The 14884-nt window shown below is 62.6% G+C and carries 20 protein-coding genes; 8 read left to right on the top strand and 12 right to left on the bottom strand.

Features of this window, described 5'->3' with window-relative positions:
- Window positions 1–2: 2 nt before the first annotated feature.
- From GJR98_RS04750 to GJR98_RS04760, 3 genes are all read right to left on the bottom strand, one after another.
- Window positions 3–740 (bottom strand): SIMPL domain-containing protein, encoded by a 738-nt coding sequence (locus GJR98_RS04750; RefSeq protein ID WP_151135967.1) that lies wholly within the window; start codon window positions 738–740, stop codon window positions 3–5.
- Between the two features lie 109 nt (window positions 741–849).
- Window positions 850–2154 (bottom strand): TIGR00341 family protein, encoded by a 1305-nt coding sequence (locus GJR98_RS04755; RefSeq protein ID WP_151135969.1) that lies wholly within the window; start codon window positions 2152–2154, stop codon window positions 850–852.
- A gap of 87 nt (window positions 2155–2241) precedes the next feature.
- Window positions 2242–2955 carry a 5-formyltetrahydrofolate cyclo-ligase gene (locus GJR98_RS04760; protein ID WP_151135971.1) on the bottom strand — a complete coding sequence of 238 codons (714 nt, stop codon included), beginning with the start codon at window positions 2953–2955 and terminating at the stop codon, window positions 2242–2244.
- Between the two features lie 138 nt (window positions 2956–3093).
- On the opposite strand from GJR98_RS04760, the gene GJR98_RS04765 reads away from it, so the two are divergent.
- Window positions 3094–3579 (top strand): GNAT family N-acetyltransferase, encoded by a 486-nt coding sequence (locus tag GJR98_RS04765; RefSeq protein WP_151135973.1) that lies wholly within the window; start codon window positions 3094–3096, stop codon window positions 3577–3579.
- A 16-nt stretch (window positions 3580–3595) separates the two neighbouring features.
- On the opposite strand, the gene GJR98_RS04770 is transcribed toward GJR98_RS04765, so the two are convergent.
- On the bottom strand, window positions 3596–4258 hold the full coding sequence (locus GJR98_RS04770) for a helix-turn-helix domain-containing protein (RefSeq protein ID WP_151135975.1): 663 nt from the start codon (window positions 4256–4258) through the stop codon (window positions 3596–3598).
- Window positions 4259–4615: 357 nt separating this feature from the next.
- On the opposite strand from GJR98_RS04770, the gene GJR98_RS04775 reads away from it, so the two are divergent.
- Window positions 4616–4945: a DUF7344 domain-containing protein gene (locus GJR98_RS04775; protein ID WP_151135977.1), complete on the top strand. Its 330-nt coding sequence runs from the start codon at window positions 4616–4618 to the stop codon at window positions 4943–4945.
- A gap of 208 nt (window positions 4946–5153) precedes the next feature.
- Window positions 5154–5771 carry a GTP-binding protein EngB gene (gene engB, locus GJR98_RS04780; protein ID WP_151135979.1) on the top strand — a complete coding sequence of 206 codons (618 nt, stop codon included), beginning with the start codon at window positions 5154–5156 and terminating at the stop codon, window positions 5769–5771.
- A gap of 103 nt (window positions 5772–5874) precedes the next feature.
- Here the strand turns inward: engB and ddh are convergent, their stop codons facing one another.
- The 7 genes from ddh to GJR98_RS04815 all read right to left on the bottom strand — a co-directional run bounded on the left by ddh (window position 5875) and on the right by GJR98_RS04815 (window position 11516).
- Window positions 5875–6801 (bottom strand): D-2-hydroxyacid dehydrogenase, encoded by a 927-nt coding sequence (gene ddh / locus GJR98_RS04785; protein WP_151135981.1) that lies wholly within the window; start codon window positions 6799–6801, stop codon window positions 5875–5877.
- 92 nt (window positions 6802–6893) lie between these two features.
- Complete coding sequence (locus GJR98_RS04790) at window positions 6894–7664, bottom strand: DUF3179 domain-containing (seleno)protein (protein WP_151135983.1); 771 nt, start codon at window positions 7662–7664, stop codon at window positions 6894–6896.
- Entirely contained in the window at window positions 7661–7807 is a 147-nt protein-coding gene (locus GJR98_RS04795; RefSeq protein WP_154269699.1) for a hypothetical protein, read from the bottom strand. The genes GJR98_RS04790 and GJR98_RS04795 overlap by 4 nt, the downstream gene beginning before the upstream one ends.
- 387 nt (window positions 7808–8194) lie before the next feature.
- On the bottom strand, window positions 8195–8935 hold the full coding sequence (locus GJR98_RS04800; RefSeq protein ID WP_151135985.1) for a cupredoxin domain-containing protein: 741 nt from the start codon (window positions 8933–8935) through the stop codon (window positions 8195–8197).
- 96 nt (window positions 8936–9031) lie between these two features.
- On the bottom strand, window positions 9032–9394 hold the full coding sequence (locus GJR98_RS04805; protein WP_151135987.1) for a hypothetical protein: 363 nt from the start codon (window positions 9392–9394) through the stop codon (window positions 9032–9034).
- Between the two features lie 171 nt (window positions 9395–9565).
- Complete coding sequence (locus GJR98_RS04810; RefSeq protein WP_151135989.1) at window positions 9566–10156, bottom strand: helix-turn-helix transcriptional regulator; 591 nt, start codon at window positions 10154–10156, stop codon at window positions 9566–9568.
- A 118-nt stretch (window positions 10157–10274) separates the two neighbouring features.
- On the bottom strand, window positions 10275–11516 hold the full coding sequence (locus tag GJR98_RS04815) for an NUDIX domain-containing protein (protein ID WP_151135991.1): 1242 nt from the start codon (window positions 11514–11516) through the stop codon (window positions 10275–10277).
- A 60-nt stretch (window positions 11517–11576) separates the two neighbouring features.
- Between GJR98_RS04815 and GJR98_RS04820 the strand changes: the two genes are divergently transcribed.
- The 3 genes from GJR98_RS04820 to GJR98_RS04830 all read left to right on the top strand — a co-directional run bounded on the left by GJR98_RS04820 (window position 11577) and on the right by GJR98_RS04830 (window position 14036).
- Window positions 11577–12074 (top strand): metallophosphoesterase family protein, encoded by a 498-nt coding sequence (locus tag GJR98_RS04820; RefSeq protein WP_151135993.1) that lies wholly within the window; start codon window positions 11577–11579, stop codon window positions 12072–12074.
- A gap of 195 nt (window positions 12075–12269) precedes the next feature.
- The gene (locus GJR98_RS04825; protein WP_151135995.1) at window positions 12270–13025 is read left to right on the top strand and encodes a coenzyme F420-0:L-glutamate ligase; all 756 of its coding nucleotides are present in this window, start codon (window positions 12270–12272) and stop codon (window positions 13023–13025) included.
- A 30-nt stretch (window positions 13026–13055) separates the two neighbouring features.
- Entirely contained in the window at window positions 13056–14036 is a 981-nt protein-coding gene (locus GJR98_RS04830) for a 5,10-methylenetetrahydromethanopterin reductase (RefSeq protein ID WP_151135997.1), read from the top strand.
- Here GJR98_RS04830 and GJR98_RS04835 read toward each other — a convergent pair.
- Window positions 13996–14232, bottom strand: a complete 237-nt coding sequence (locus GJR98_RS04835; RefSeq protein ID WP_151135999.1) for a hypothetical protein — start codon at window positions 14230–14232, stop codon at window positions 13996–13998. The two genes, GJR98_RS04830 and GJR98_RS04835, sit on opposite strands and share 41 nt — an antisense overlap.
- A gap of 93 nt (window positions 14233–14325) precedes the next feature.
- Here GJR98_RS04835 and GJR98_RS04840 point away from each other — a divergent pair, with 93 nt between their 5' ends.
- Window positions 14326–14586 carry a DUF7573 domain-containing protein gene (locus GJR98_RS04840; RefSeq protein WP_151136001.1) on the top strand — a complete coding sequence of 87 codons (261 nt, stop codon included), beginning with the start codon at window positions 14326–14328 and terminating at the stop codon, window positions 14584–14586.
- 46 nt (window positions 14587–14632) lie between these two features.
- A complete protein-coding gene (locus GJR98_RS04845) occupies window positions 14633–14875 on the top strand; it encodes a zinc-ribbon domain-containing protein (protein WP_151136003.1) in 243 nt (80 codons plus the stop codon).
- The last annotated feature ends 9 nt before the right edge of the window (window positions 14876–14884 follow it).

Raw genomic sequence — 14884 nt, forward strand, 5'->3', positions numbered from 1 at the left:
GATCATTCTGCCGTGTAGACCATCTGAACAGTCGCCGAGACGGTCACTGGACCGGGCGTGAGTTCAGTCGGTGCACCAGCGCTGGTGGCGCGAGCGGCGTCTTCAGCGTACGCGACGGGGTACGGTCCGGGTGAGAACCCACCGCCCACGTTGGCCGTGTGGACGCCAGTGATTCGTAGGTCGGCCGCGGCGGCGACGGTGTCGGCGTCAGCCTTCGCCGACTCGACGGCCTGCGTCAGGGCTTCACTGCGGAGTTCGGCGCGCTTCTCATCGGTGAGCGTGAAGAACACGCCGCGAATCTCGTCTGCACCGGCACCGACTGCGAGGTCGATGACTTCACCAGCACGGTCGGGTGCGACTTCGACGGTGAGGCTGTGAACGGCACGGTAGCCGATGAGTTCGCGCTCTCCGTTGTAGTTGTACTCGGGGTAGATGTTGAACCCGGTACTCTGGATGGCGTCTTCAGCGATGCCAGCGTCGGTGAGGGCTGCTCGAACGGCGGCCACATCGTCAGCGACCATTCCGCGGGCCTCGTCGGCGGAGTCCGCCGTCGCGGTTATCGCGACGTTGACGACGGCGAGGTCGGATTCGGCAGTCACCTCACCGGTTCCGGTCGTCGAGATGGTCGTCGCGTCTGTCCCATCGGTACTTCCGGGCGTCGTCTGGAGCGGTGCAGAGAGACACCCGGCGAGTAGCACGAGGCCTGCGAGGAGGAGTGGAGCGATGAGTCGTCGTTTCATACCCACTAGAGGGCAGATGAGATATTCAATCCGCGTTAGAGACAAAGAGTCACTGTACCTATCGTAGTCGGCCGGTTCAGGAGGCCGGAACCGAGCGGTTTCGGGCCGTCTAGTCGGCGACAGCGACGTAGCGAACTTCGACTGTCACCTCGTCTGCCCCCCACGGCGAGAGCGGGTCGGGTGCGACCGAATTCACCCTGTCGGTGAGTTCGGATTGGACTCGTGGTGGGTCGGACCACGGGTCGTGGCCGACGGTGACGACGACTGCCCTCGGTTCCTGCAGTGGTCCGCTGTCGTATCTGATGTCCATCGCCAACAGTCGGGCGTCCGACGCTGTGAGTACGTCTTCGGTGGCGTCCTGTGCGTCTGCTTGGAACCCGGAATTTCGGTACGTTGTGTAGGTGACTGCACCGAGGAACGACGACAGAACGAGCAGTCCCATCCCGAGGGCGGCGATACGGATGATGGTTATTCGTCGGGCCTCACTCCGCCGAAACCATCGCTCCGGGCGGTAGCCCTGTTCCCAGAGAACGGCGATTGCGACGAAGTTGACAGAGAGGATGTTGACGAGCACGAGAATCGCCGACCCGATGACCGTCTCGGGTGCACCCCACGCGATGCCGATACCGACGACGGCCGTCGGTGGAACCAACGCGGCGGCTATCATGACGCCCACGAGTGCGGTTGAGACGCCCGACGAGAGTGAGATTGCACCGGCCGCACCGGCACCTAACGCGATGACCAACGAGAGGATGTCGGGCGTGAGTCGTTCGTCGACTTCGGGAATCGACAGCACCTCTCTGACCGACAACGGGACGGCACCCGTCTCCTTGAGGAGGAAGGCGAACACGGCGGCGGCACCGACGGCCAACACCCCGCCAAGCGCCTGTAATCGGACGCCTCTGACGAACATCTCGTCGTCGTCGACGACGGTCCCGACGCTCGCGGCCATCGCCGGGCCGACGAGTGGCGCGATGACCATCGAGCCGACGACGACTGCCGGCGAGTTGAGGAGGAGACCGGCAGTGGCGACGACTGCCGAGATGACCGTCATGACGACGTACATCGGCAACGATGGCGCGAGCTCTGCGGCCTTCGCCGCCAACTCCTCGCGGGCGATACGGTCGCCGTTCTCGTCGTCTTGTTCGTACTTCTCTACCAGTTCGTCGAATCGCTTCGATGCCACCGTCTCGGCGTTCACGACGACGGTGTAGGCGTCGCGCTCGATGCCCGCATCCCGTAATCGCGTTAAGACTGGTTCGACCGCCGCCTTCGGAACTGGGAAGGTGACGACGGCGACGTAGTCACGTCCGGAGACCTCGTCGGAGACGGCGTAGTCGACGCCTTCCTCGTCGAGCGTCCGGATGACCGTCTGTCGCTTCCCTGTCGGCACCAGCACCTGTACGAGTCGCACGCTCTTACGTCACTCCCGGCGGCCAAATAAGCAGGGGGCGAGGAGGCTCGCTCGCGAACGTGCATCTCGGCTCGCCGACTGCGCAGATTACTCCGGCCGGAGTCGTTGCAAGACCGGCATCTCGTCGATTTGCTCGTCCGAGAGGACCGACCAGTCGATACCTGACGGGCGCGAGTACGGCGTCTCGGTTCGAATCGTTCGCTCGGGTGTGACGACGAGGTCCATCGGGACGTCGTGGGTGTCCGGTTCGGGGGCGTCGTTGCGCAGTTGTTTCTCGTGAACCGTCGTGACGATGGAGGTGGTGTCGTCGACGGCGCCGAGCCCCTGAAGCACCGCGAATTCGAGGTCACTGAACCCCTCGCCTTTGCCGATTCGGGCACCGGTTTCGGTGACTGCGACCGACCCCGAGACGACGAGGTCGATTGCCGGCAGGGCTTCGGGACCGACCTGCTCTGCGTAGGCTTCGACGTGGGACACTGTGGGCGCGCTGTCGAGGGCGTCGTCGTCGAGACGCGCGGGGTCCAGTTCGTAGAAACACTTCTCGTCGCGGAGGCGGGGAACAGCCATGTAGACGGTTTTCCCTTCCCGGAGCGCGCGACGCCTGACGGGGAGTTGTGGCGAATCGGGATTCGCTTTCACCGTCGTTGCGGCGGTCCACTCGTCCGTCTCGGCGAGTCGGTCGGCGGCCGTCGCTGCGTCAGCAAAGTTTGGGATGCGACCGTGAGGAGGGAACGGAAATCGGGCCACTCCCGATTCTTCGAGGTCGTCCCACACTGCTTCTCGAACGTCTGCTTTGTCCATCGGTTAGTGTCTCGTATTCACCCCGGAGAGATACGCTTGTCCCAGTTCGAGATAGATTTTTCTCCGCTTCCGAGTTATTTTCTTTCACTATCCTATCGGCGCGAAACAATTTTGCGACACCGCCACGAATAGTGTCGTATGTTCGTCCGGACTGCGAGAGAGACCGACGTATCTGACATCGCACACATCTGCACCAACGGATGGCGCGACGCGATGGGTGGCGCCACCGCAGTGGGCGAAACGGAGGCACTCGTCGAGAGACAGTTCGACGAGACGCACCTCAGTCGAGAGCTTCGACAGGCAGGCGGTGACCACGGCTGGGTCGTCGCCGTCGAAGATGACGAAGTCGTCGCGGCTGGCGGTGGCAGGCTCACGGACAGTGCGGCCGGAGAGGTGTTCTCGCTCCACACGCATCCCGAGACGCACCGAGTGGAGGCCGGGGCTGCGGTGCTCAGGACGCTCACCGCACAACAGGTTATCGGGGGAGCACGCGAGCAGTGGGCGTCGTGCCTAGACGGCGACGAGGAGATGCTCTCGTTCTATCGAGAACAGGGGTTCGAAGTCGTGTCATCGGCCAGTTCAGATGGCTCTCCTGCGTCGCTTCGGTTGGTCAGGCGCATCTAATTCGGTCGAACAGAATTCAGTCCAGGTCGGCCGCAGACCGAGATAACAGCACTTTCCGGAGAACAGTGTCCGCACCACGTCGAATTCGTTCGGACGCCGCCTGCGGACTGATTCCGAGTTGGTTCGAAATCTCTTTCAGCGTGGTTCGCCGCGGGACTTCGAAGTATCCCTCGGAAACCGCCACGACGAGTGCCTCCTGTTGTTGGGGCGTGATGTCGAACGTGTAGACGCCCGTCTCTTCCTCTACGAGGGTGTAGATGCGCTCGACGTGGAAGTCGATATTCTGCTCCTGACAGAGGTTGTGGAACTCGGTGAGCCCGGCGTGGTCGTTGAAGCGAAGTCGGAACGTCCACGGCGTGTTTCCGTGTGCTTCGAGAATCGTCGCTTCACTCTCGGTGAGAATCGTGGTCAGACTCGAGACAGTGTCTCCCCAGTAGACGTGGTAGAGCACGCGGTCTCCGACCTTGGCGACGGCCTGAAGTTCCTCGACGATACGGTTCTCACGGACTGCATGTTCGAACCGCTTGAAGTTGCTCCCTTTCGCCCAGAAGAACGGCATGACGTCACCCCCGGTCGGGACGACACGCTCCAGTTCGATGTGCATGCCACCTGCGAGAGAGGTGACCCGACCGAGGTCGAAGTCCTCAGAATTTATAGTCAACTCAGCAATTACGGCCATTCTTCCCCTATTCTTCATCCAGCCACTTCAACCCAGATGCTGATTCTTACTGGTGACCCCACTTGAACGGCAGGAGTATGAAAGCACAATGAGAATAGGATTGTGCTAGGTGAATAACGGTGGGGAAGTGAGCGTGACTACACACAGCTATCGACGACCGTACGCAATCCAGCAGTGCCGTGGGGGCACTTTTGCGTGCGTCCCGTCGAATGGAACTGTCTCGCGTGAGACTCGACAGAAGGTGGTGTCTGCGAGGAACTCCTCGCGAGACTCCGTGAACTCCGCCAGTGGGCGCTTCGTTATGGCGTCTGCCCAGCGCCCTGCGGTCCCCGTCAAAGCCCAGTGGGGACTCTGACAATGGCGGTGACTCATTCCCCTCGTCTAGATGATGCGTTCGACGCCCTCAGAAACATCCATCGGCGACGGTTGCTGATGGACCTCAGTGAGGGCCCGGTCGGACGCCTTGGACGGGCAACTCAGGTCGTTGCCGATGGTGGTGATGCCGATCACGAGAAGTTGGAGGTGGAACTGTTCCACCTTCATCTCCCGAAGCTTGATGGGTCCGGGTTCATCATGTGGGACCGCGAGAGCGGTTCTATCGCACGGGGCCCGCGGTTCGACGAAATCGAACCGATGCTCCACCTGTTGAACCAGAACTCCAGCAAGCTGCCCGACGCATGGGTGTGACGACGCTGTTCGCGTCCTAACCCGCCACACGTACCGGAAGTGACATGCCGTGGGGGCTGTCGTCTCCGGTTCCGTGTGTTTTCGAAGCATTGGTGTCCAACTGCCGTGCCGTAATGCCGGCTGCCGAGTTCTCGACCCGAGTGACGACTGCTGGTTCTGTGCGCGTCGTTTCCGTCTCCCTTATCCGTCGTGATTACGAACCACCGGTATGTTCGAAGACCGACCGAATCGCGACGAAATCGTTCTCGTCGGCCGGTCGAACGTCGGTAAGTCGACCCTGATGCGAGAGCTGACGGGTCACAGCAAGTTCACGACGGGAAAGAAGCCCGGAGTTACCCGTAAACCGAACCACTTCGACTGGACGTCGGAGAAGTTCATGTTCACCGACCTCCCCGGATTCGGATTCATGTCCGGTGTCGACGCCGACACCCGTGAGGCGATCAAGACCGACATCGTCCGCTACCTCGAAGAAAACGCCGACAACATCCTCGCAGCGGTGCTCGTCGTCGATGGCAAGAGCGTCGTCGACATCATCGACCGCCACACGACAGACGACTCCATTCCGCACGACGTAGAGATGTTCTACTTCCTCGACGAACTCGATATTCCGACCGTCGTCGCAGTGAACAAGATGGACAAAGTCGGCGACCGAGACGAACGCCTGAACGACCTCTGTGACCGTCTCGGACTGTTCCCGCCGTGGAAGCAGTGGCGGAACGTCATCGCACCGATTACCGCCAAGCGCGGCGACATCACGAACCTCGAAGAAGCGCTCCGAAAACACCTCCACGAGCAAGGTCGCGACGACCTGTTCAAGTTCGTCTGAGTGTTCGGCGACCCCACCACGCAGTTGGTGAGTCCGACACCACGGTGCCGACCAGTCCGACACGACGCGGTTGACGAGTTCTACACCACGAATTCGACGACTCTTACACCACGCGGTTGATGAGTTCTTCGCCTGCTGCGATGTGTTCGACGTTCTCCCCGACTAACTGTGCGATATCCTCGTGATACTTCCCGGTCGCGGCGCTGACGTGTGGCGTGAGCACGACTTCTTCGAAGTCCCACAGTGGTGAGTCTTCGGGCAGCGGCTCTTCGGTGAACGCGTCGATTGCGGCACCAGCAATCGTCTCGTCTTCTAGCGCCGCGATGAGGTCGTCTTCGTCGACGACGGGGCCGCGAGCGACGTTCACGAGGAACGCGTCGTCGCGCATCGTCTCCAGTTCAGGTGCCGCAATCATCCCTTCTGTCTCTTCCGTCAACGGCGTCGCGAGGACGACGAACCGGGCGTCTTCGATTGCCTCGTGGAGACGGTCGGGCGTGAAGACCTGCGAGACGTTGTCGACGGGCTCTCCAGACCGACGAACACCGACGACGTCCATGCCGAGGGCGGCGGCACGGTCCGCAACGCCGCGTCCCAGTGTTCCGAGTCCGACGACGCAGATGCGCTCGTCTTTCAGCGTGAACGGTTCGTGGTACCGTGGTCGTGTCCACTCGTGGTCGTGTTGCGCGTCACGGTACACGTGGAGTCGACGGGCGAGCACGAGGAGATACCCAATAACCGTCTCACCGACTGTCGTCCCGTGGATACCGGTGCTGTTGGTGAGGTAGGTTCCCGCTTCGTCGTAGACGCCGACGGGGAACTCGTCGTATCCAGCCCGGATACAGTGAACCCAATCTGCGTCGAGGAAACTGTCTCGGTGGCCGAACGAGACGACGGCGTCGCCGGGACCGAACTGTTCGTCTTCGTCGACGAGTTCGACCGGAACGCCGACGTCGGAGAGTGCGTCGACGAGTCGCTGTGGTGGCATCGCGAGGCCGACCGATGGGTCGAGTGCGAGGCGTTCGAGGTGCATGTTCTGGGCTCACACCGACGCACGAAGGAACTTGCGCCCCCGGTATCGGTGTCCGGGACACACTGCTCAAATACGCTTTCCGAGTGCTTCGGCTACGCCGTCTTCGACCACGGCGGCGGAAGTAAGGCATCGGTCTCGGGATACGCCGCCCGCCACTCGCCCCACGTCGCCACTGTCGACGGGAGGATGCGCAACTTCTCACCCGACTGGGTCCCACAGATTGCCTTCGCGAGCAACTGGCTCCAGTAGCTTCCTGTGGCCTCGTCGTAGAGCACGAGATTCCCCGAATTTCGAACGTCTGCGTCACCCGACGACGCCGACGCGCCGAACGTCCGACCGGCTTCGACACTCGCGAACCCATAAATAGCAGGGGGCTGCCAGAGATGTCCAGAGACCTGAAACAGCGCTTCGACACCCCCGACACGGCGCTCTGCGACCATTCCCGACTGGCAGATGGGACAGTAGGTCACGAGTACGGGGTCACCGCCGAGGGTGTCGTTGACCACCTCGTGCCACCAGAGGATAGAAAGCGGATACGCCCGGGCCACACCGTTGCGCTCGATGCCGACGACGTAGGCGTCCTCGGAGAGGCCCGGACCCACCTCGTAGCCGAAGCGATACTTCTCTGCGACGGCCAGTCCTCCCCAGTCGGGACCGACCGCCGGTTCGAGTACCGCCTCGATGCCGATGAACGGGTTCGGCGGGTCGCCACAGACGGTTCCGGGGAAGCCATGAATCACCGTCGGGTCCGGGTTTTCTGGGGCGGGAAAGCCCGCAATCGGTGGGTGAATGTTCCCCTCGGTGCACCCCGCGAGACCAGCCGTCGCTCCGGTGAGGAGTCCGAGGAATGCCCGTCGATTCATGCAGTCTGTCGGTCAGCGTGAGGGGAAACCGCGACGGGGTCGTGCGTCGATGTCGCACGCGCCGGGAGATCTTCGTGATGGGTCCCGACTATGCCGTCTTCGACAGCGGTGGCGGCGAGGCCAAGAACCACCCGACGGCCCATACGTACTAGTCGTCGTTTGAAACGAAGATGCTAGTCGGGGGTGCGTGTCATCTCACAGGCTTCGTTCGGAGAGGACGTCGGTCCCACTCTTGGACCTTCTCTCACGATACTGTCGCAGCGACTGCTCGGCTGCTGTCTGAGAGAACTGTGTCGTCCCGTCGACAATCCGGACGGTAACGGCTGCGCACTCGGTACTGATACCTCGTGTCAGTAAGTGGTGGCTCGGATGAAATCCATCATCACAAGGGGCTGAGTGGGGGTAACTTTCTTCATCGCCACCGGGTGGTCCTCAGATTTCGAGGCTGATGAATCCATCTCATTCACGCCACGGCGTGTCGGTCGGTGTCGTCCGTTCTGGTGTGGACTTCATTTCACACCGAGACGGAGTTACGTTCCCTGGCTCAGTGCCGCTTCGACCATCTGGTTGCGTTGCAGAAGCGTCTGGCGGACACGGTCAGACAACTCTTCTGGCGGGTCTGCAAGAGCGGGTTGTTCGAGGGGGTCAGGTCGGCCGACGATAACGCTCCCGATCATCCCCAGCAGTTCGTGCGGAATACAGTAGTAGTGGTAGACGCCTTCGAGGTCGAACGTCTGTTCGAACGTCTCACCGCCCTCGGTGAAGACGCCGCTGTCCCACGACGCAGCACCATCGGGGACGAGTTGTGGCCTGTCGTTCGCTGGTGAGTACGACGTCGTCGAGTGGAATCCGCTAACGTTGGTCCATCGGACCGTTCCACCTTCGTTGACCCAGACGACGTGGGGCTCGAAGTGATGCCCCCGGTCTGTCGACACCATCGACACGGATACACTGTCGACTGGGCCGTCGAGTACTTCATCGTGTTCTCCGTCGGCGTACTCGTCACTCTCGTCGTCGTGGTGTTCTGTATCGTCGTGGTGCTCAGTTTCTTCGTGATGGGTTGTTTCCTCGTGGTGGTCTGTGTCGTCGTGGTGTTCAGTTTCCTCGTGGTGCTCCGTCTCCTCCGCTGTTTCACTCGTGGTTGTCGACTCGTCACCACTACTATCCCCACCCGCGGTTGGGGGTGCTGTCGTACACCCTGCAAGTCCTGTTACCGTCGTCGCTCCCGTAAGAATGAGGAACTGGCGGCGGTGAAGTTCAGTATCGAACATCTCATTCACCGTACGTGTAAACTAGGTGTCGAACGGGCATAACGTGTGATAGTCTGAGCGTGAGAGCGAGAGAACGCCTGAAACGAGGGGTTTGTGTTAGCAGCCTCGACCACCGCCGTACATTCCGCCTCGGTCGTACATTCCACCCTGACCGTACATTCCACCGCCACCTCGTCCGGCCATCCACGGTCCACGGGCGTGGTCTTCAGCCATGTGCTGGCCCATCTCTTCGACGGTCACGCCCATGTGTGACTCCATCCACTCGACGGCACCGGGTCCCATGTGTTGCGTCATGTGGGCTTCCATCCACGCGGTCCACTCCTCGGCGGTTCCACCATACGGTGGCGTGTGGTCTGTCGGTTGACTGGGTCCGTGTGCGCTCACCACGGGGGCGGTGAACACGAGTCCGACGAGTACGAGTGCCACGAGCAGCCATTGTCTACGAGTAAATCGGGTCATTGTCGTTCTCCTCGGTTACTCATAGAACCGCCCAGTGGTTATCCCCGTGGGCGTGAACAGACGCAGGAGAACGTTCGAGAACGTTTATCGAGCATTCTCAGCGTTCTTCAGCCACAGAATCGTTCGTCGGCCCTGAATTCGAGGGGCAGGTCACAGACACCGAATGCGTGGTCACTGTGTCTGGTTCTGTTCGAGGTCGTCGCTCGGGTAGATTCGGTACGTCCGACCCTGACGCTCGCGGTACAGCAGTCCGCGCTTTTCGAGTTCACTCACCGTCTGGCTCACTTTACTCTTCGAGAAGTTCGACCGGTCGCGGAGCTCTATCTGCGTGATTCCCGGCGACGTGAACACCGGTTCGAGGACGCGACGTTCGTCTTCGGGGAGGACATCGAGCAGTCGTGGACGATTCGCCCCACCCACGGTGGTCTTCGATTCAGCCGGCTCACTACCCGTTGTATCCTCTGTCTCCTCGGATGACGTGGCTTCGGTGGGTGTGTTCTGGACCGCCTCTCCGGTCGACGTGAGCCCGCTTCGGAAGACGAGATAGAGTCCACCAATCGCGGCCGAAGCGAGGACTCCCCCGACGACGAACCACAGCGGGTTGGTGCCGTGGACTGAAGACATCGAACCGCCCATCATCGGCCCCATCATCTCACCTACCGCGCGATTTTGCTGGTCCGCCTGCCAGCCAAAGAAGACGCCGAAGACGAGGGTCGTCGTGGCGATGAGGCCAACGACGACATCAGCACGCTGCCGATTCATTTCACCCACCACCGAGAAACGTCCCAGCCAATCATACTGCTACCTTGGTCAGCCATCGTGGTACCTGTTTTGCTCAGTTTGCCTCGATTTCGTCCGAAATCTACGCGTCGCGTCGGGTTCACGAACCCCCCTCAGCGTCGTCCCACGCTGCGAGTGCGGCGTGTTCGGCCGCAACCGTCGCCACGTCGGTGGCATCGAGGACACCGCCTTCGGTGACGACACCGGCGACGAGGTCAGGAGAGATAACTTCGAAGACAGGGTTCTCTGTCGCCACCGGTTCCTCGCCGTCGTACAGTGGGCCACCGTCTTCGCCGACGAACTCGTCGTCGCCGCGTATCTTGTCGCGAGCGCAGACCGCAAACACGGGCACGTCAGCGCGGGCCGCGGCGAGTGCGACGGGAAAACTGCCGACTTTGTTGACGACTGCGCCAGACGCGAGGACAGAATCGGCACCGACGAGGACGGCGTCGATGTCGCCGGCAGCGACGAGGCCAGGAAGTGCTGCATCGGTCGTCAGCGTCACGTCGAGGCCGTCGCTCGCGAGTTCCTCGGCGACAGAGAGTCCTTCTGCACCCGGACGCGACTCAGCGACGACGACAGCCGGGCGCGCGTCTTCGAGGGCCGCCACGACAGTGCCAGAGCGAGAAACAGTTGCGACACGGTCGTACTCACGGGTTCGGAGGAGCTGTGCTGACTCTGCGGCGGCCCTCCCGTCTGCGGCGACTGCGGCGTCGATTGTCGCTTCGGCACGTCGGCGCACCGTTTCCGGAGCCTCGTCCGTGTCCGCCATCACCCGGTTCACCCGGTTGGCGACGGCGCTCATGCTTGGTCGTGCGTCGCGGAGTCGACGCCCGAACGAGACGAGCACGTCCCACGAATCCGCATCTGTAGCGGCATCGCGCAGCACTTCGAGCGCCCGGAGCGATATCCACGCCGACCCGTGTGTCTCGTCTTCGCGGACGGTTTTGACCGTCGGTGCGACACGGTGATACGTCGCCCACAACTCGGGTACCGTCTCGCGTTCGTTGATGACGGCCGGGTGAACCCACTCCACCTCGGCGAGTTCTTCGTTCGGGACTACCGCTGGGTCGCTCACGTCGAACATGAACGGGTGGACCGTCCACTCGCGGTCGTCGTCAGTGATGGTCATCGGATGGCCAACACAGGCGAGTGTCGCGTCCTCGACGCCGACTTCTTCGTGGAGTTCCCGACGGGCGTCCGCTTCGGCATCCTGCGGGTCTCCTTCGATGTATCCGGACACCCCGGCCCACCGCCCGGCGTACGTCCCGGCATCCTCGCTCCGGCGCGTGAGGAGGACTCGCCCGCCGTGGCGGAGAAACGCGGTAACGACATGAGTCATATCGTGAACTACAGGCGCAACTGACAAAACGACTATCCAGATTGGTGGCGATAGTGACCTATGCGACTCGCTATACTGAGCGATACGCACGTTCCAGGCCGTGCTGAGGCCATCCCGACGTGGATCGAAGACCAGGTTCGTGAGGCAGACATCGTGATTCACGCAGGTGACTTCGACACGCTGGAGACGCTCGAACACCTCCGTGACATCTCCAACGAGTTCGTCGGGGTCTGTGGAAACATCGACCCGCCGGAAATCAACCTCCCGTTCGTCGATATCATCGAAGTAGACGGACTCACGTTCGTCGTCACCCACGGCACGGGGACGAGAACTGGGTACTGTTCGCGCGTCGCTGACCTCGTCAGAGACGCCGCCGGAACCGACGCAGTCGGCGTCGCCGGACACATCCACGAAGTCATCGACGAGGAAACCGACGACGGCATCCGCGTGTTGAATCCCGGAACGGCGACGGCCGCCAACCCCGAAGACGAGGCGACGATGATGGTCGCAACCGTCGAAAACGGCGACTTGTCGGTCGAAGTCCTCCGGGGCAACTGAGTTCGGTTCCCCCACCTCAGCATCGGTCACCCACTGGCTCGCTCACTCGCATAGCCGCCCTCCCGCAGCACTCACCGGCCCTCCACCCGGTTTCACTGGCCCACCCGTCGGGCCCACTGCCACACTGAGCCTGCGATACCGGCCCGGTTCGCCAACACCCCGTCGTTTTTCACTGCCGTCCCCTTCCCGTCTCGTATGGAGCTGTTTCCCGTCCCCGACGTCCCCGAGATTCGCGAGGGCGACGACCTCGCAGCACTCGTCTCGGAGCGCGTCGACCTTCGCCCAGACGACGTCGTCTGTGTCGCGTCCACGGTCGTCTCGAAGGCCGAAGGGCGGTTCGCCGACCTCGACGACTTCCCCGCCGGGCCGCGGGCCCGCGAAATCGCCGCCCGCCTCTCGGAGCTGACTGGCGAGGAGAAAGACCCGCGGTTCGCACAGGCGGTCCTCGAAGAGAGCGTGGACCTCGTGATGGACGAACCGTTTCTCCTCACGGAGACGCGGTTCGGCCACGTCGGCGTCAACGCCGGTATCGACCGGTCGAACGTCCCCGACCACGACTTACTGTTGCTCCCGAAGCGCCCCAGTGAGTCGGCCGAACGCATCCGCGCCGGCATCGACGCCGACCGCGTCGTCGTCACTGACACCTGCGGGCGACCGTTCAGACACGGCCAGCGCGGCGTCGCGATTGGCTGGGCTGGGATGGCCCCGTCACGCGACTGGCGCGGTGAGGCTGACCGCGACGGCCGCGAACTCGGCGTCACCGTCGAGAGCGTCGTCGACGAACTCGCCGCCGCGGCCAACCTCGTGCAGGGAGAAGGGGCGGACGGGACGCCAGTCGTCGTCGTCCGTGACTTCGAGTGGGGCGACCACGGCGAGAGTGACGCTCACTTCCGCGACATCGACAGCGACTTCGTTCGGCAGGCGCTCCGCAAGTGGACGTACGACCCCTGAGACACCCTGAAAACCACAGACAGACCATACATGCTCGGACTCGAACTCACCCCGGAACATCCGGTCGATAGACTCGTCGAACTGGGCACGCAGGCCGAACGCGAGGGCTACGACTCGCTGTTCGTCTCGTGTCACTACAACAACCGCGACCCCTTCGCGGTCCTCGCGCGACTCGCCGCCGAGACGGAGGATATCCGCCTCGGCCCCGGTGTCGCCAACCCCTACGAGATGCACCCGGTCACGCTCGCCGGAAAGGTCGCCACCGTCGCAGAGGCCTCCGGTGGTCGCGGCCTGCTCGGCATCGGCCCCGGCGACCCGTCGACTCTGCGCAACCTCGGTCTCGACGACCAGCGTGGCCTTCGCTCGGTCTTGGAGGCGTTCAAAGTCGCACAGGACCTCTGGGACGGTGAGCGCGTCACCCACGACGGCACCTTCGAAGCGAACGATGCCGGCCTCAACTTCGACGTCCCCGGTGACGTCCCGGTGTACGTCGGTGGCGAAGGCCCCCACATGTGCCGGATGGCGGGCAAACACGCAGACGGCTTGCTGTTCAACGGGTCCCACCCCGACGACCTCGCGTGGGCGCGTGAACAGGTCGATATGGGCCGCGAGGACCGCCCCGACGAACGCGGTGACTTCACGCTCGCTGCCTACGCGAGTGTCTCCATCTCGGAAGACGCCGAGGCAGCCCGCGAGGCTGCTCGGCCGCCCGTCGCGTTCATCACGGCAGGTGCGGCCCCGCCGGTCCTTCAGCGACACGGTATCGACACCGACCTCGCGAGCGACATCGGCGAGAAAATCTCGGCGGGCGCGTTCTCCGAAGCGTTCGACCTCGTCACGCCCGAAATGATAGACGCTTTCTCGATGGCCGGAACGCCTGACGACGTGACCGAGCGGATGGCCGCGGTGCTCGAACACGCAGACGGCATCGTGGTCGGGTCACCAATCGGCCCCGACCTCGAAGAAGCGATTACTCTCGCTGCGACGGCTCACCGCGAGAGCCAGGCGTAACGCCGATACCGAGTTCCGCGGCGAGCGCGCCGAGGACGACGTAGGCGAACGCCCCGACTGCCGCGAGGATAAACAGGTTTCCGACGAGGATGATGATGGGTGAGAGTGGGTCGCTCAGCGCCACGTCGGCGAAGTTCACGACCAGTTCGACGACGCTCTGGAGGAGCGCGATGACGAAATCCGTGAGTGTTGGCATACGCGAACGTCGGGATTCAGGGGTATTGATTGTGTGGGTTTCGCACGCTTCAGTGTCGGCACCGATAAGGGCCGGCCCCACGGATGGAGAGCCATGCCGAACCGTTCGCTCGACGATTTCGCCAGCGGTCCTGCCGACGACGAGGAGTTCGAAGACGAAGGAGTGGACGCCGAGACGGCGGGCGAGACGACAGCGGAGGGGGCGAAAGAGAAGGGGCCGGAACCGGACGTGGACACGCTCGCGACCTACCGCTGGACGCCGACCGGAACGACCTGCCCGCAGTGCGGCGACACGGTCGAAAAGACGTGGCTCGATGGGGACGAGTACGTCTGTTCTGCGTGCAAAGACTGGTGACTACTCGGCCATCGCAAATTTGTGACCTCGAGCGCAATCTGTCGCTATGTCTCCGGTGAGTGTTCTCCAAGCAATCCAGACGAACTCTCTTCTCCTCGTCGTCGTCGCGGTTCCGATACTGGCGTTGCTGTGGTACACCTACCAGTTCACGTTCTATCGTAGCCTCGCGACTGATGGCGAATCCGGGCTTCACGAGTCGAAGACGAACTGTCCGAACTGTGGTGCTCGGGTCTCACAGTCTGCCGACAGGTGCGAGTACTGCGGTCATGCCGTCGTCGAACGCCCCTAGTGAGACTCT

Source organism: Haloferax marinisediminis, assembly GCF_009674585.1.
Taxonomy (GTDB): Archaea; Halobacteriota; Halobacteria; order Halobacteriales; family Haloferacaceae; genus Haloferax; species Haloferax marinisediminis.

Bases quoted from the DNA above. Each gene is read 5' to 3' on its own strand.
- GJR98_RS04770 (WP_151135975.1), bottom strand. From the start codon at position 4,258: ATGGCCGTAATTGCTGAGTTGACTATAAATTCTGAGGACTTCGACCTC.
- ddh (WP_151135981.1), bottom strand. From the start codon at position 6,801: ATGCACCTCGAACGCCTCGCACTCGACCCATCGGTCGGCCTCGCGATG.
- engB (WP_151135979.1), top strand. From the start codon at position 5,154: ATGTTCGAAGACCGACCGAATCGCGACGAAATCGTTCTCGTCGGCCGG.
- GJR98_RS04845 (WP_151136003.1), top strand. From the start codon at position 14,633: ATGTCTCCGGTGAGTGTTCTCCAAGCAATCCAGACGAACTCTCTTCTC.
- GJR98_RS04775 (WP_151135977.1), top strand. From the start codon at position 4,616: ATGGCGGTGACTCATTCCCCTCGTCTAGATGATGCGTTCGACGCCCTC.
- GJR98_RS04820 (WP_151135993.1), top strand. From the start codon at position 11,577: ATGCGACTCGCTATACTGAGCGATACGCACGTTCCAGGCCGTGCTGAG.
- GJR98_RS04795 (WP_154269699.1), bottom strand. From the start codon at position 7,807: ATGGGCCGTCGGGTGGTTCTTGGCCTCGCCGCCACCGCTGTCGAAGAC.
- GJR98_RS04840 (WP_151136001.1), top strand. From the start codon at position 14,326: ATGCCGAACCGTTCGCTCGACGATTTCGCCAGCGGTCCTGCCGACGAC.
- GJR98_RS04825 (WP_151135995.1), top strand. From the start codon at position 12,270: ATGGAGCTGTTTCCCGTCCCCGACGTCCCCGAGATTCGCGAGGGCGAC.
- GJR98_RS04835 (WP_151135999.1), bottom strand. From the start codon at position 14,232: ATGCCAACACTCACGGATTTCGTCATCGCGCTCCTCCAGAGCGTCGTC.
- GJR98_RS04760 (WP_151135971.1), bottom strand. From the start codon at position 2,955: ATGGACAAAGCAGACGTTCGAGAAGCAGTGTGGGACGACCTCGAAGAA.
- GJR98_RS04800 (WP_151135985.1), bottom strand. From the start codon at position 8,935: ATGTTCGATACTGAACTTCACCGCCGCCAGTTCCTCATTCTTACGGGA.
- GJR98_RS04830 (WP_151135997.1), top strand. From the start codon at position 13,056: ATGCTCGGACTCGAACTCACCCCGGAACATCCGGTCGATAGACTCGTC.
- GJR98_RS04750 (WP_151135967.1), bottom strand. From the start codon at position 740: ATGAAACGACGACTCATCGCTCCACTCCTCCTCGCAGGCCTCGTGCTA.
- GJR98_RS04790 (WP_151135983.1), bottom strand. From the start codon at position 7,664: ATGAATCGACGGGCATTCCTCGGACTCCTCACCGGAGCGACGGCTGGT.
- GJR98_RS04815 (WP_151135991.1), bottom strand. From the start codon at position 11,516: ATGACTCATGTCGTTACCGCGTTTCTCCGCCACGGCGGGCGAGTCCTC.
- GJR98_RS04810 (WP_151135989.1), bottom strand. From the start codon at position 10,156: ATGAATCGGCAGCGTGCTGATGTCGTCGTTGGCCTCATCGCCACGACG.
- GJR98_RS04805 (WP_151135987.1), bottom strand. From the start codon at position 9,394: ATGACCCGATTTACTCGTAGACAATGGCTGCTCGTGGCACTCGTACTC.
- GJR98_RS04765 (WP_151135973.1), top strand. From the start codon at position 3,094: ATGTTCGTCCGGACTGCGAGAGAGACCGACGTATCTGACATCGCACAC.